The organism is Citrobacter sp. R-1.5.2 (genome assembly GCF_035064245.1).
Classification (GTDB): Bacteria; Pseudomonadota; Gammaproteobacteria; order Enterobacterales; family Enterobacteriaceae; genus Citrobacter.
In genome coordinates this window covers 798,578-813,745 of sequence record NZ_JASEYC010000001.1, presented here as the reverse complement: position 1 = coordinate 813,745, position 15,168 = coordinate 798,578, and the positions used below count along the sequence as shown (strand labels likewise).

General features: G+C 51.1%; 14 protein-coding genes. 8 read left to right on the top strand and 6 right to left on the bottom strand.

Translation table 11 applies throughout. The annotated features are described in order from the left end of the window. Positions 1–76 precede the first annotated feature (76 nt). Positions 77–2,038 (top strand): peptidase U32 family protein, encoded by a 1,962-nt coding sequence (locus QMN38_RS03900; protein WP_323604542.1) that lies wholly within the window; start codon positions 77–79, stop codon positions 2,036–2,038. Here the strand turns inward: QMN38_RS03900 and QMN38_RS03895 are convergent. The 6 genes from QMN38_RS03895 to QMN38_RS03870 all read right to left on the bottom strand — a co-directional run bounded on the left by QMN38_RS03895 (position 2,035) and on the right by QMN38_RS03870 (position 7,248). Continuing rightward, the gene (locus QMN38_RS03895; protein ID WP_005126741.1) at positions 2,035–2,265 is read right to left on the bottom strand and encodes a DUF2554 family protein; all 231 of its coding nucleotides are present in this window, start codon (positions 2,263–2,265) and stop codon (positions 2,035–2,037) included. The genes QMN38_RS03900 and QMN38_RS03895 overlap by 4 nt on opposite strands. A gap of 188 nt (positions 2,266–2,453) precedes the next feature. Further along, positions 2,454–2,579 carry a DUF2474 domain-containing protein gene (locus QMN38_RS03890; protein WP_124021191.1) on the bottom strand — a complete coding sequence of 42 codons (126 nt, stop codon included), beginning with the start codon at positions 2,577–2,579 and terminating at the stop codon, positions 2,454–2,456. Further along, the gene (gene cydB, locus QMN38_RS03885; protein ID WP_271456835.1) at positions 2,579–3,589 is read right to left on the bottom strand and encodes a cytochrome d ubiquinol oxidase subunit II; all 1,011 of its coding nucleotides are present in this window, start codon (positions 3,587–3,589) and stop codon (positions 2,579–2,581) included. Before cydB ends, QMN38_RS03890 begins: the two co-directional genes overlap by 1 nt. Next, entirely contained in the window at positions 3,589–4,992 is a 1,404-nt protein-coding gene (locus tag QMN38_RS03880) for a cytochrome ubiquinol oxidase subunit I (RefSeq protein WP_323604539.1), read from the bottom strand. The genes cydB and QMN38_RS03880 overlap by 1 nt, the downstream gene beginning before the upstream one ends. 157 nt (positions 4,993–5,149) lie before the next feature. After that, positions 5,150–6,385 (bottom strand): tyrosine-type recombinase/integrase, encoded by a 1,236-nt coding sequence (locus QMN38_RS03875; RefSeq protein WP_323604537.1) that lies wholly within the window; start codon positions 6,383–6,385, stop codon positions 5,150–5,152. 428 nt (positions 6,386–6,813) lie between these two features. Next, positions 6,814–7,248: a DUF3828 domain-containing protein gene (locus QMN38_RS03870; protein ID WP_271441640.1), complete on the bottom strand. Its 435-nt coding sequence runs from the start codon at positions 7,246–7,248 to the stop codon at positions 6,814–6,816. A gap of 710 nt (positions 7,249–7,958) precedes the next feature. Here QMN38_RS03870 and QMN38_RS03860 point away from each other — a divergent pair. The 7 genes from QMN38_RS03860 to QMN38_RS03830 all read left to right on the top strand — a co-directional run bounded on the left by QMN38_RS03860 (position 7,959) and on the right by QMN38_RS03830 (position 15,156). Beyond that, positions 7,959–8,105: a hypothetical protein gene (locus QMN38_RS03860; RefSeq protein ID WP_323604531.1), complete on the top strand. Its 147-nt coding sequence runs from the start codon at positions 7,959–7,961 to the stop codon at positions 8,103–8,105. A 235-nt stretch (positions 8,106–8,340) separates the two neighbouring features. Then, on the top strand, positions 8,341–8,466 hold the full coding sequence (locus tag QMN38_RS03855; RefSeq protein ID WP_323604529.1) for a hypothetical protein: 126 nt from the start codon (positions 8,341–8,343) through the stop codon (positions 8,464–8,466). A 1,031-nt stretch (positions 8,467–9,497) separates the two neighbouring features. Then, positions 9,498–10,907 carry an aminotransferase-like domain-containing protein gene (locus QMN38_RS03850; RefSeq protein WP_271448811.1) on the top strand — a complete coding sequence of 470 codons (1,410 nt, stop codon included), beginning with the start codon at positions 9,498–9,500 and terminating at the stop codon, positions 10,905–10,907. Positions 10,908–11,236: 329 nt separating this feature from the next. After that, positions 11,237–12,382: a putative ABC transporter substrate-binding protein YdcS gene (gene ydcS, locus QMN38_RS03845; protein WP_137381809.1), complete on the top strand. Its 1,146-nt coding sequence runs from the start codon at positions 11,237–11,239 to the stop codon at positions 12,380–12,382. Between the two features lie 16 nt (positions 12,383–12,398). After that, positions 12,399–13,415 (top strand): ABC transporter ATP-binding protein, encoded by a 1,017-nt coding sequence (locus QMN38_RS03840; protein ID WP_323604524.1) that lies wholly within the window; start codon positions 12,399–12,401, stop codon positions 13,413–13,415. Continuing rightward, entirely contained in the window at positions 13,416–14,360 is a 945-nt protein-coding gene (locus tag QMN38_RS03835; RefSeq protein ID WP_005126750.1) for an ABC transporter permease, read from the top strand. Further along, positions 14,350–15,156 (top strand): ABC transporter permease, encoded by an 807-nt coding sequence (locus tag QMN38_RS03830; protein ID WP_005126751.1) that lies wholly within the window; start codon positions 14,350–14,352, stop codon positions 15,154–15,156. Before QMN38_RS03835 ends, QMN38_RS03830 begins: the two co-directional genes overlap by 11 nt. The last annotated feature ends 12 nt before the right edge of the window (positions 15,157–15,168 follow it).

Sequence of the window (15,168 nt, the reverse complement as noted above, 5' to 3'; positions counted from 1 at the left end):
GGAAAACTATTCCGAAATGCCGCGCTTCTGACTACAATAGCCGCCATTTTTACCGCTTGTGGATGGTAACAACTGTATGCGCCAGCAACCTCATCACCTTGAATTGTTAAGCCCGGCTCGTGATACCGCCATTGCGCGCGAAGCCATTTTACACGGCGCGGATGCCGTATACATTGGCGGCCCCGGTTTTGGTGCGCGTCACAACGCCAGTAACAGCCTGAAAGACATCGCTGAACTGGTGCCATTCGCTCATCGATATGGGGCGAAAATCTTTGTGACGTTAAACACGATTTTGCATGATGATGAGCTGGAACCTGCTCAGCGGTTAATTACCGATTTGTATCAGACGGGTGTTGATGCGCTGATTGTGCAGGATATGGGGATTATGGAACTGGATATCCCGCCGATTGAACTGCATGCCAGTACCCAGTGTGATATTCGCAGCGTTGAGAAGGCGAAGTTTCTTTCTGACGTCGGATTCACGCAGATTGTACTGGCGCGCGAACTGAGTCTTGAGCAGATTCACGCGATTCATCAGGCGACGGACGCGACGATCGAGTTTTTCATCCACGGTGCGTTATGCGTTGCTTATTCAGGCCAGTGTTATATCTCTCATGCGCAAACCGGGCGCAGCGCTAACCGCGGCGACTGTTCACAAGCCTGCCGACTACCGTATACCCTGAAAGACGATCAGGGCCGGGTGGTGTCGTATGAAAAACACCTGCTGTCGATGAAAGATAATGATCAGACCGCCAACCTCGGTGCATTGATTGATGCCGGAGTACGTTCCTTCAAAATTGAAGGGCGCTACAAAGACATGAGCTATGTGAAGAACATCACTGCACATTATCGGCAGATGCTGGATGCCATCATCGAAGAACGCGGCGATCTGGCACGTTCATCAGCAGGTCGCACTGAGCATTTCTTCACACCATCTACAGAGAAAACTTTCCACCGCGGCAGCACTGACTATTTTGTCAATGCCCGTAAGGGCGACATCGGCGCATTCGACTCACCTAAATTCATTGGCTTGCCAGTGGGTGAGGTGCTGAAGGTGGCGAAGGATTATCTTGATGTCGAGGTGACGGAGCCACTGGCAAACGGGGATGGCCTGAACGTATTGATTAAGCGTGATGTGGTTGGATTCCGTGCCAATACTGTAGAAAAAACGGGGAATAACCGTTATCGGGTATGGCCGAATGAAATGCCATCGGACCTGCACAAAGTGCGGCCGCACCATCCGCTCAATCGCAATCTCGATCATAACTGGCAGCAAGCGTTAACCAAGACATCCAGCGAACGCCGTGTCGCGGTTGATATTGAATTAGGTGGCTGGCAGGAACAGTTGATCCTGACGTTGACCAGTGAAGACGGCGTGAGTATCACCCATACGCTGGATGGCCAGTTTGAAGAAGCGAACAATGCCGAAAAAGCGTTGAGTAACTTGCAGGATGGTCTGGCAAAACTTGGACAGACGCTGTACTACGCCCGCGATATTCAGGTGAATCTGCCGGGTGCGCTGTTTGTTCCGAATGGTCAACTCAACCAACTTCGCCGCGAAGCCATCGACATGCTGGATACCGCGCGTCTGGAAAACTACCAGCGTGGCAGTCGTAAGCCCGTTGCCCAGCCGGCACCGGTCTATCCGCAGACGCATTTGAGTTTTCTGGCAAACGTCTATAACCATAAAGCGCGTGAGTTTTACCACCGTTATGGTGTCCAGTTGATTGATGCAGCATATGAAGCGCATGAGGAAAAGGGCGATGTTCCGGTGATGATTACCAAGCACTGCCTGCGTTTTGCATTCAATCTGTGTCCGAAACAGGCAAAGGGGAATATCAAAAGCTGGAAAGCCACACCGATGCAATTGGTAAATGGTGATGAAGTGTTGACGCTGAAATTTGATTGCCGACCGTGCGAAATGCACGTTATCGGCAAGATGAAACACCACATTCTGAAAATGCCGTTGCCGGGCAGCGTAGTGGCTTCTGTCAGCCCTGATGAGCTGATGAAAACACTGCCGAAGCGGAAAGGCTAACTCAGGTGTGTATCTGGCTTGCGTGATTTTTGCCAGTGATGGTGTTCGCGCAGATCGGCGGCGGATTCTTCCGCCGTCACTCTTAGCTCATCGCTGTCTGCCGTGTGGCGTAATAAATGATCGGCATCCTGTACCTGAAGATATTCATGTCCCTGATGAGTAGCGAAAAGCTGGCCGGAGAAAAGCGCGCTGGCAAGCAATAACACCGTTAACCCTTTCTTAAACATCATGCACCCTCTGGCACGTTAGCTGTGGACGTGGCGATAATTTCGCCGGGTGACTATTCAATAATTTAATCGCTGTAAAGGCAATCGTCCGTTGCATAAAATCGAGAGCTATTGCGCGTTTGTTTAATTAACGTGGGCAGTGAGTTCGCCGGGAAGTGCAGGCACCGCCCGGCTTTTATTCATGTTTATCAGGATTTAAAACCTGCCGCGGTCATCAGCAGGCGAAAGAACATACCGACGGCGGCCAGCGCTAATACGCTTCCCCCCCACAGGATCACCAACCACATCAGACGTTTCCAGATTGATTGTTCCATCAATGATACCCCTCACCATGTTGAACTTTGCCGCGAAAGACGTAGTAGCTCCAGAAGGTGTACACCAGAATGATTGGGATAATCAGTAGCGCTCCCACCAACATAAAGCCCTGGCTTTGCGTCGGCGCCGCGGCCTGCCAAAGGGTAATAGACGGCGGAATAATATGTGGCCAGATACTGATCCCCAGACCGCTGAAACCGAGGAAAATTAAACCCAGCGTTAATATAAATGGTAGGGCATGACTATGTTGCTGACCCAGAGAACGCCACAGCCACAGGCTGATGAGTGCGACCAGCAGCGGAACCGGCATCAGGAACCACAGATTTGGCAGGCTAAACCAACGATCGGCAATCGCACTGTGTGCCAGTGGTGTCCACAAACTGATAATGACAATGACGACCAGCAGCGCCAGCAGCAGTTTTTTTGCCACATTGCGCATTTTATCCTGTAGCGGGTTTTCGCTTTTCATTACCAGCCATGTTGCGCCAAGCAGCGCGTAGGCTACGACCAGCCCCAGCCCGCAAAACAGCGTGAAAGGCGTTAGCCAGTCAAACGGTCCACCGCTGTAGCTGCGGCCAGTAACGGAAAATCCATTGAGGACCGCACCCACGACTACCCCTTGGGTAAACGTGGCAAGAATTGAACCGCCCAGAAAGGCTTTATCCCAGAACGGTCGGTGTGCAGGCGTGGCTTTGAAACGAAACTCAAAGGCAACGCCGCGAAAAATCAGGCCGATCAGCATCAGGGTGAGTGGGATCGTCAGTGCATCGACAATGACCGCATAGGCCAGAGGAAATGCGCCAAATAATCCTGCGCCGCCCAGTACCAGCCAGGTTTCATTCCCATCCCATACTGGTGCGACGCTGTTGACCATCACGTCGCGGTCATCAGCATCCTGAATGGCGGGGAATAAGATGCCGATCCCAAGATCAAAGCCGTCCATCACGATATACATCAGCGTGGCGAACACGATAATAACAAACCAGATAACTGATAAATCAATACCCATTAGCGATGAGCCTCAGCTTGAGAATCGAGGACAGCAGCGGAAAGCGGCCGTGCCGGTGTGCCAGTTGGCGGAAGGGTCGGGTCATCTTCCTGTGGCCCTTTACGGATCAGGCGAATCATGTAGCTATAGCCCACACCGAAGACCGAACTGTAAACCACAAAGAAGGCCAGCAGACTGATGCTCATATGCAAATCACCATGTGCGGAAACCGCGTCCGCTGTGCGTTGCAAACCGTAAACTACCCACGGCTGACGACCAACTTCAGTGGTGACCCAACCGGCCAGAATAGCGATCAGACCAGAAGGTCCCATCCACAGCGCGAAACGCAGGAAGGGACGTGAGGTATACAGGCGTTGCTTGTAACGTAACCACAAGGCGAATGTGCCCAACAGGATCATCAGCATGCCAAGCCCCGCCATGATGCGGAACGACCAAAACACCATGGTGGAATTGGGTCGGTCTTCTTTAGGAAACTCTTTTAGCGCCGGGACCTGTTTATCCAGACTGTGGGTCAGGATTAGGCTTCCCAGCGCCGGAATTTCCAGCCCATAGTGGGTACGCTCTTGCTCCATATCTGGCCAACCGAACAGTAGCAACGGAGTGGGTTCGCCGGGCGGGTTTTCCCAGTGCCCCTCGATGGCGGCAATTTTGGCAGGCTGATGCTTAAGCGTATTCAACCCGTGCATATCGCCAATCAACGCCTGCAACGGGGCGACGATTAACGTCATCCACAGCGCCATAGAAAACATGGCGCGAATAGCCGGGGTGTTATTCCCGCGTAATAAATGCCATGCCCCTGATGCTGCGACAAACAGCGCGCTGCTCAGGAAGGCGGCGACCGACATATGCAGCAGGCGATAAGGGAATGACGGGGTGAAAATAACGGCAAACCAGTCCACAGGAACGACCTGTCCATTGACGATTTCATAGCCCTGTGGGGTCTGCATCCAACTGTTGGAGGCCAGTATCCAGAAGGTCGATATAATTGTCCCCAGCGCAACCATGCAAGTCGCGAAGAAGTGCAGGCCTGGCCCCACACGGTTCCAGCCAAACAGCATGACCCCGAGGAAACCTGCTTCGAGGAAGAAAGCAGTTAACACTTCATAGGTCAGTAGTGGCCCGGTGATGCTCCCGGCAAACTCGGAAAAACCGCTCCAGTTAGTACCGAACTGATAAGCCATCACCAGCCCGGACACGACGCCCATACCAAAGTTTACGGCGAAGATTTTGGACCAGAAATGATACAGCGAACGCCAGGTTGGATTTTTGGTTTTCAACCAGAGACCTTCCAGCACCGCCAGATAGCTGGCAAGACCGATAGTAATGGCCGGAAAAATGATGTGAAAGGATACCGTAAACGCGAACTGGATCCTCGCCAGGTGAAACGCGTCAAGACCGAACATGCTTAACTCCGCAGGCAAAATTGATTTGGCGCAATTCTAAGCCGCGCCACATCTGGGTTGCAGAAACAGAACCAGTCTTTTTTCCCATAACAGTTACCCGACTGTTATGGGCCTTCCCCAAAATCTCCCCAAAACTCCTCCCCAATAATGGCTAAAATTAAATCGCCAAAATCACCCAACCATCATTCCTTTCATCGTGATATTTCTCGGTCATTTTGGCCGATTTATGCCCCAGCAATTCCTGAGTATTGATCCCCTGAGCAGAGTAGAGGCGTTCTGCCAGGGAACGCTGTTTGTGAAACGAAACAGGCGTTTTGCCTTCTGGCGGAGTAATGCCTGCTGCGTCCCGGCATCGGGCAAACATGGTGCTGGCGGTAGCCTTGTTTATTGTCGCGCCAGATTTAATCGTCGCAGTCGTCCTGGAGTGATGAACCAGATAGGGGCTTAACGCACGATCATGGCACTGATTTATGACGTCCTCCAGGGAAAGCCCGACTGCATCACAATGAAGCGTTAAGGGAAGGGCAATTTTGTTGCCAGTTTTACCCTGAACAACCCATAAATATCCGTCTCTGACATCCCTGAATTTCATGCTCAGAATGTCGGAAAGACGCTGACCAGTGACGAGGGCGAGTTGCAGTGCGTTCACAGCCCACGGTGAGTATCGTTCTCGGGCCACTTCCGTAATTTTTCTCCAGTCATCGTGTTGCAGTCGGGCGCGGGTGACTTCAACTTTTGGCTTGCGGGTAGATAATGCCGGGTTGAACCCCGGGGGAACCTCACCAGCAAATTGAGCCTCTTTAAACAAATCTATCCAGTTTGAACGCACGTGTTTAGCCATAGTGTTTTTGCCTTCATCTACGTATTCTTCAAGAATTGCAGCCATTTCACGAGAACCAACGGATGCCAGCGGCGTATTAGCTATGCGGTCGCAAAGCACGCTCGCAGCATGCCGCCGTTCATACAGCGTTGAGCTTGAAATAACGCCTTTGTCTTGTCGCTTCTCCAGCATTGATATGCATCTCTTTACCCAATCTTTGAACCTCAATTCTTCGGCTTGCTGCGGTTGATGCCTTTTTTTAGCAATGTCAACGAGCTTGTAGCTTTGCTCAACCTGCTGTACAGCAAAAAGGCGGTTTAACTCAATGGCTGCAGCTTTCGCAGCAGCTTCATCTGAACCAAAACTTTGCCATTTTTGAGTAAGGGGATCTTTATATTGCCAGTAGACTTTGTTGTTACGCTTATCCAGCTTTATATATAGGTTTTCGATATCGATATTATGTTTGCGTGGAGCGCCCATTGATTGCTCTCTCAACCAGTAATTTTGCTTTTTCCGGCAGATTTCGGGAAATAAGTCTTTGTCCGCCGCAACCAATAAAAGTGGCATCTTCATCGACAACCCATTTTTTCCGTCTTTTATAGGGCGTGGGTATATCTATCCGGTTTTTGCCAGGTGATTAAGGCGAGATCGCTTCTGCGGGTAGCTGGTGACAAATGAAATTAAACGCCCCGGATTTCCCCGTCTGTTTTGCGAATTTTTCGTAAACGGGATTTATCGTTATCTCGACGTTCTGAGCGGTTGGCGCCAGCAGGTCATACATGATCTCGGCAAATTTCTGGCGCTGCTCTGTGTTGAATAGGAGGTGCTGTTTAGCAAAGTTAGTGAACGATTCGGACCAGCGGAGGATCTTGATATGTTGTCAAAACTGTAAAACCCGCTTAACTGCGGGTTTTTGCTTTCCGGCGATCCGACAGGGGTATTCGCGAACGTGCTACGGCACAGTACCCCTGTCAGATCGTCGCTTGGTTAAATTTGCCCCGCTACAGATTGCGCGTGAATTGCAAGCTAGTGACGGATTGCACTTTCCATGAGCCGTTTTCCTTAACCATGCAGTCGCTGACGATGTGGTTTTGTTTCTCCCCAAATGCCACGTAGACATTCACACAAATGGGGTCTGTATCTCCTGCAATAGCGGTCACATGGCCTGGCCAATCCTCGCCGATATCCTGCGCTTTGAGGAAAAAATCTGCAGAATAGAAAACGCCGTCGTAATCAGGATCTTGAGTTCGTCTAAGTTTCTGCATGGTCGCGGCGGTAACGTATTTATCAATAGTCTTGTCGTCTGTGATCGGAAAATTGTTCTTATCAATTTGATCCACATACCACTTGTTGAATGCGACAGCTTGGCTGACGGGGTCGGAACCACCCGCCATCGCTGAAGTCGCTATTAATAACAAAAGCAGTAATTTTTTCATCAATTATGCCTGTATATAGTAATTGCGGGCTGTAGTTCTCTGTATTGAGGGCCGGGATATAGACTGCGTTGCACAAAATCTGAATACCAGGTACCCGTTCCGTCGTAAATACATGCGTGTCCATACTGGTTTGGCCCTGGCAGGGCTTCGATGACCGCCACGTCACCTTCCAGCAGGGTGCCGTATGCTCTGGTAAAACCGGCATTCTCAAGTGATCTAGCGAAATTGTTGGCGTTAGCGCCTTCTATTCTTATTCCACCAGCTCGAATTGCTGCCGCTACTGCCCGGGCACAATAGCCTCGGCTTTGTTGGCTTGCGTGAGTTCTTGCATAAGACACCGCGGCGTGCTTGTTCCATGACATAAGATTTCCTTATTATTAGAGCGAGGTAAAAGGAAAACATTACGCCGACAGTTAATTAAAAATTGTATCTTATGGTGAGGTTTAATTAACCAACATAAATATCAATGATATTAATTTCGAATTAATAAATATGACAGTGCATTGTATTAGCAATATTTCCCGCAAATCCCATAGTTAACCTTATTCACTCTGTGCCTGTTGTTAAATCCAGTCTGTGGGATTTGCAGAAAAGCATTGCTATTGCTCCGTTTCCCCGGTCACTTCCGGGGTTTTTTATTCGAATACGCGCCCGCCCAATCAATCGCACCTGTCGCTGTGGGCGAGGCGCTAACTATCAATGGATTGTCCATGAAATTACCAGAACTTAACTGGCCGCTGGTGGCCTACCTGTGGGGCGGTTGTATCTGGCTGGGTTCTATCGCTCACTCGGCGTTTCGTTCTCTGTGTGGAGACGACGTGACTATCGTTAGTGTCGTGCTCCAGCTGGGGTGCTGAGACAACCGGAATTGTCTGTTCCGTGGCCGGTTAGACTGGTGGTCGATTCGTCCAGGTAATTGAGCGTCGTGTGATGAGTGGCATTGCCGAAAAGTGATTTTATAAAATTCTACAAAACGACGCTGTCCAACCTGCAAAACTAGTGAATTATGCTGATTTAGCAACTGAGCAGTCGGCCGTTTTTCGGGGTGAATATTTTCCTACGCAACATAAAACTCTGATTGAGGTAGTCCCAATGAAAAAATTTCTACTCGCAATTATCGCGGGGGCTTCGCTGTGCGCGTTGTCTGCCTGTTCCCACTATACCGAAGCAACCGGCCCTAACGGCACCACTGTAAAGCACGTCGCTATCGCTGTGTAGTGATTATTAGGAAGGTGGGCGACCGCCGCCAGTTACGACCTGGCGACAGCCATTCATACCCACACCACGCCGTGAATACGAACCGAGGCCCACTTGCTCGCGCGAGCGGGGCTAAATATAGGTTGAAACATTCGTGGCTGCAAAGATAAAGATCATTTTTAAAGCACTAACCGAGATTTTCGGTTACGTGAAGAACACCCGAACCCATTCAGAAAGCCAGATCGCGCAAATCGCTGCCAGTATTCAGGAATACGGCTGGACTATGCGGCTCAGGCCGCGCTGAATATAACCACTCTACAGGCAGGGATCGCCAGTAATCGCACCTATGACGGCGACAGTGACGCGCTGACGGAGTGGCAAAAATATCTCTGTGATCTGCGAGATATGACCCTGGAGCAATTGCAACAATCGCCAGCAGTTTTCCCGGTAATTCCAGCACCTATTCTTTAAAATCGTTCCCCAAAACACTTTCTATCTACCTGAGATTTAAGGAGATTATCTAAGCCATTTAAGCGAGTAAAAACATGTTTGATTATCACCTAACTTACTGATTTTAAATAAATTCCTATATGCGTGTCTTATCTGGATCCTCGCCAGGTGAAACGCGTCAAGACCGAACATGCTTAACTCCGCAGGCAAAATTGATTTGGCGCAATTCTAAGCCCCTGGCGGAATGTGGGGCAGAAACAGAACAGTTCTTTTTAACCATAACAGTTGTGCTGCTGTTATAGGTCGCACGATCTGATATGCAATCTGGTCACCGCATTTGAATTTTACTTCGACGATAATGAGTTTATCCCGTGGCCTGCGGTGATTGACGGTGCTGATTACTATGTGAACATCACCTGTTTATTCGCCTTAAAGCACACCCCGAAAATTGATTCTGTACAGATAGCTGCCCGGGCCTCAGGCAAAGATCTTTTGCCAACAATGTTGTAAAACTGTTAACTATAACAGTTCTGAAAAAATCGTTATTTATGTAGACTGATATATACAGAGGTTGTCACCGATACCGAATATCAGGATGAAAAATGAAGAAGTACCAGCGACTGGCGGAGCAAATTCGCGATCAAATCGCGTCTGGCGTATGGCAACCAGGCGATCGGTTACCCTCTTTGCGTGAGCAGGTGGCGAGCAGTGGGATGAGTTTTATGACCGTGGGGCATGCCTACCAACTGCTGGAAAGTCAGGGGCGGATCATTGCCCGGCCACAGTCGGGTTATTATGTTGCTGCGCGTCCCGAGCGCGAAGCCGCCGTGCCGCAGGTACAGGTCATGCGCGATGAAGCCGTGGATATCAACACCTACATCTTTGACATGCTGCAGGCCAGTCGTGATGCATCAGTGATGCCGTTTGCATCCGCTTTCCCCGATCCGCGCTTATTTCCGCTTCAGCAGCTTAATCGTTCGCTGGCTCAAGTGAGTAAAACGGCTACCGCCATGAGTGTTATCGAAAACCTGCCGCCCGGAAATGATGAACTGCGTCATGCGATTGCCCGTCGATATGCACAACAGGGAATGACCCTTTCTCCGGATGAAATTGTAATCACCACCGGCGCGCTTGAAGCGCTTAACCTGAGCCTGCAGGCCGTTACTGAGCCGGGGGACTGGGTGATTGTCGAAAACCCGTGTTTTTACGGCGCATTGCAGGCTCTGGAGCGATTGCGCCTGAAGGCGTTGTCCGTTGCCACCGACGTGAAGGAAGGAATCGACCTTGTCGCACTGGAGCAGACGCTACAGGAGTACCCGGTCAAAGCCTGCTGGCTGATGACCAACAGCCAAAACCCACTGGGTTTTACGCTCAGCGCAGAGAAAAAAGCCCATCTGGTCGCATTATTGGAAAAATACAATGTGATGCTGATTGAGGATGATGTTTACAGCGAACTCTATTTTGGCCGGGAGAAACCGCTGCCGGCTAAAGCCTGGGATCGTGGGGACAGGGTGTTGCACTGTTCATCGTTTTCGAAATGTCTGGTCCCCGGCTTTCGCATCGGTTGGGTTGCTGCCGGGAAACATGCCCGTCGAATTCAGCGGCTCCAGTTGATGAGCACCTTATCCACCAGTTCCCCCATGCAGCTTGCGCTGGTGGACTACCTGTCGACCCGGCGTTATGACGCGCATTTGCGACGGCTGCGTCGTCAGCTGGCGGAACGCAAACAGCAGGCCTGGCAAACGTTGCTGCGTCATCTTCCGGCAGAGGTCAAAATACACCATAACGACAGCGGTTATTTTCTGTGGCTCGAACTGCCAGAACCGCTGGATGCGGGAGAGCTCAGCACCCAGGCACTGGCACACCACATCAGCATTGCGCCAGGTAAGATGTTTTCAACCTCAGGGACATGGTCACGTTTCTTTCGTTTTAATACCGCATGGCACTGGGGTGAACGCGAAGAACAGGCGGTTAAGCAGCTTGGAAAATTAATTCGCGAGATGATGAAATAAAACGGAATGTGCTATTCAATATAAAAGAATAGCGCATTCTTATTTTAGAAATAGTGAATGTTAAACCCTGATGTTATTTATATCAGGTGCCACCATACGAAATATCAATAGTTCTTCCAGGTGCCACCCTGGCACCTAACTCCTTGTCTATACTCCAGAAGATTAAATCACCTTGCTATAACCCGTAGCGTAATGAGCGTTAGCTCACAACCTGATTAAATTTCCTTGCGCCAGCAGGAACGCTTTCAACACCCCGACTATTTTTAGGAAAGGACATATATTTACGGCAAGGCTGCCGCTCAATATTTTTTCGACAGGAGTAAGACGTTATGAGCAAGCAATTTGCCCTCAGTAGCTTGTGTGCACTCAGTATGACGCTGATGACAGCCCAGGCAGCCGAACCCCCAACATCATTAGATAAACCGGAAGGGCGCCTGGATATTATTGCCTGGCCGGGTTATATCGAACGCGGACAAACCGATAAACAATATGACTGGGTTTCACAGTTTGAGAAGGAAACCGGTTGTGCCGTCAATGTTAAAACAGCGGCCACATCAGACGAAATGGTGAGCCTGATGGCGAAAGGCGGCTATGACCTGGTGACGGCGTCTGGCGATGCGTCACTGCGCCTGATTATGGGCAAACGTGTCCAGCCTATAAATCCTGCGCTTATCCCAAACTGGAAAACTATCGATCCGCGTGTGGTTAAAGGGGAATGGTTTAACGTCGGGGGGAAAGTTTACGGCACTCCGTATCAATGGGGCCCCAACTTGCTGATGTATAACACCAAAATTTTCCCAACGCCGCCAGATAGTTGGAACGTGGTGTTCGTCGAGCAAAAACTTGAGGACGGAAAAAGCAATAAAGGGCGAGTCCAGGCGTACGATGGTCCGATCTATATCGCCGATGCGGCGCTGTTCGTCAAAGCCACTCAGCCGCAGTTGGGTATCACCGATCCCTATCAGCTGACCGAGAAACAGTATCAGGCGGTCATCAAAGTCCTGAGCGATCAGCACGCACTGATCCATCGCTACTGGCATGACACCACTGTACAAATGAGTGACTTCAAAAACGAAGGTGTGGTGGCATCAAGTGCCTGGCCTTACCAGGCTAACGCCCTGAAAGCAGAAGGCCAGCCAATTGCCACGGTTTTCCCGAAAGAGGGCGTCACCGGTTGGGCTGACACCACCATGCTGCATAGCGAAGCGAAGCATCCTGTCTGTGCTTACAAATGGATGAACTGGTCATTAACCCCGAAAGTTCAGGGCGACGTCGCTGCCTGGTTTGGATCTCTGCCGGTAGTCCCTGAAGGTTGTAAAGCCAGCCCGCTGCTGGGTGAAAAAGGCTGTGAAACCAACGGCTATAGCTATTTTGACAAGATTGCTTTCTGGAAAACGCCAATCGCAGAAGGTGGAAAATTCGTTCCTTACAGTCGCTGGACGCAGGATTACATCGCCATTATGGGCGGTCGTTAATTCCGCTGGGGGTTTTATGACGTACGCAGTGGAGTTTCATAATGTCTCGCGTCTGTACGGGGATGTTCGTGCAGTTGATGGGGTAAGTATTGCAATTAATGATGGTGAGTTTTTCTCTATGCTGGGGCCATCCGGCTCCGGCAAAACGACTTGTCTGCGCATGATTGCAGGGTTTGAGCAGCTTTCTGGCGGTTCAATTAAAATTTTTGGCAAGCAAGCCAGTGAATTACCGCCCTGGGAACGGGACGTCAACACGGTATTTCAGGATTACGCACTCTTCCCGCATATGTCGATTCTCGACAACGTGGCTTATGGGCTGATGGTGAAAGGCATTGATAAAAAGCAGCGTCATGCCAGGGCGCGAGAGGCGTTAGACAAGGTTGCGCTCGGCTTTGTCCATGAACGCAAGCCATCACAACTCTCGGGTGGACAGCGTCAGCGTGTAGCGATTGCCCGTGCGTTGGTCAATGAGCCTCGCGTTTTACTGTTGGATGAGCCACTCGGTGCGTTGGATCTCAAGCTACGCGAACAGATGCAACTGGAGCTGAAAAAACTCCAGCAGTCACTCGGCATCACCTTTATCTTTGTCACCCACGATCAGGGTGAGGCGCTGTCGATGTCCGATCGTGTGGCGGTATTTAACAATGGTCGTATTGAGCAAGTGGATTCCCCCCGCGAACTCTACATGCGTCCGCGCACGCCGTTTGTGGCGAGTTTTGTGGGGACGTCAAACGTCTTTGACGAAGCGATGTCGGCAAACGTCTGCGGGTTGCAGGGGATGTTCTCGCTGCGCCCGGAACATATTCGGTTAAATGATATGGGAGGCGAGGTTCAGGCTCGGGGGGTCATTCAGGCGGTGCAGTACCAGGGGGCGGCGACGCGTTTTGAGCTGAAACTTGCTGGCGGTGAAAAATTGCTGGTGAGCCAGGCGAACCTGACGGGAGAAATGCTGCCGTCGACGCTGTCGCCGGGTCAGCAGGTGATGGCATCGTGGTCACGCGATGTCATGGTTCCGCTGATAGAGGAGAGGTGAATGGCTATGAACGTCATACATTCGCCCGCACAGCCGACAAAGCTGAACCGTATCTCGGGGTTCTTCTGGCGTAATCCAGGGCTTGGGCTGTTTTTGCTGCTGCTCGGGCCGTTGATGTGGTTTGGCATCGTCTACTTTGGATCGTTGCTGACGCTGTTGTGGCAAGGTTTTTACACCTTCGACGATTTCACCATGTCGGTGACGCCAGACCTGACGCTGGCGAATCTGCAGGCGCTGTTTAATCCGGCCAATTACGACATCATTGTACGAACGTTGACAATGGCAGTGGCGGTGACGATTGCCAGCGCCATTCTGGCGTTCCCGATGGCATGGTATATGGCGCGCTATACCAGTGGCAAAATGAAAGCCTTTTTTTACATTGCCGTCATGCTGCCGATGTGGGCGAGCTATATCGTCAAAGCCTATGCGTGGACGCTGCTGTTAGCGAAAGACGGCGTGGCGCAGTGGTTTTTAACCCATCTCGGGCTGGAGCCACTGTTGACCGCTTTCCTCACTTTGCCAGCTGTCGGCGGTAATACGCTGTCAACATCGGGATTAGGGCGCTTTTTGGTTTTTGTCTACATCTGGCTTCCCTTTATGATCCTGCCGGTTCAGGCTGCTCTGGAACGGCTTCCACCCTCGCTTTTGCAGGCATCGGCTGATTTGGGCGCGCGCCCTCGTCAAACCTTCCGCTATGTGGTTTTCCCACTGGCAATACCCGGTATAGCCGCTGGTTCTATCTTTACGTTCTCACTGACGCTGGGTGACTTTATTGTGCCGCAACTGGTGGGACCGCCGGGATATTTCATCGGCAACATGGTGTATTCGCAACAAGGGGCTATCGGCAATATGCCAATGGCGGCGGCATTCACTCTGGTGCCCATTGTCTTAATTGCACTGTATCTGGCGTTCGTGAAGCGTCTGGGAGCTTTCGATGCACTCTGAACGCGCACCCTGGTTACTCAAACTGGCAGCATGGGGAGGGGTTCTTTTTCTGCACTTTCCCATCCTCATCATCGGCACCTATGCTTTTAATACAGAGGAGGCTGCTTTTAGTTTTCCGCCGCAGGGACTGACACTGCGTTGGTTTAGCGTGGCGGCGCAGCGTAGCGATATTCTTGAATCAGTGACGTTGTCACTTAAAATCGCTGCGTTGTCGACAGCAATCGCTCTGGTACTGGGTACGCTGGCGGCGGCTGCGCTGTGGCGCAGGGACTTTTTCGGTAAAAGCGCAATATCGCTGTTGCTGCTGTTGCCGATTGCGCTGCCGGGCATTATTACCGGCCTGGCACTGCTGACGGCATTTAAGACCATCAACCTGGAGCCGGGTTTTCTCACGATCGTGGTGGGTCATGCGACGTTTTGCGTGGTGGTTGTCTTTAACAACGTCGTGGCGCGTTTTCGCCGCACCTCATGGAGTCTGGTTGAAGCGTCTATGGATCTTGGCGCCAACGGCTGGCAAACCTTTCGTTATGTCGTGCTGCCCAATCTGGCATCAGCACTGCTGGCGGGCGGTATGCTGGCGTTTGCCTTGTCGTTTGATGAAATCATCGTGACAACGTTCACCGCCGGACATGAAAGAACACTTCCTCTGTGGCTGCTCAATCAACTGGGCCGTCCACGAGATGTGCCTGTTACCAACGTTGTGGCATTGCTGGTAATGCTGGTAACAACACTGCCAATTTTAGGGGCCTGGTGGCTAACGCGTGAAGGCGACACCGTCGCCGGAAACGGTAAATAAACGACGATATGG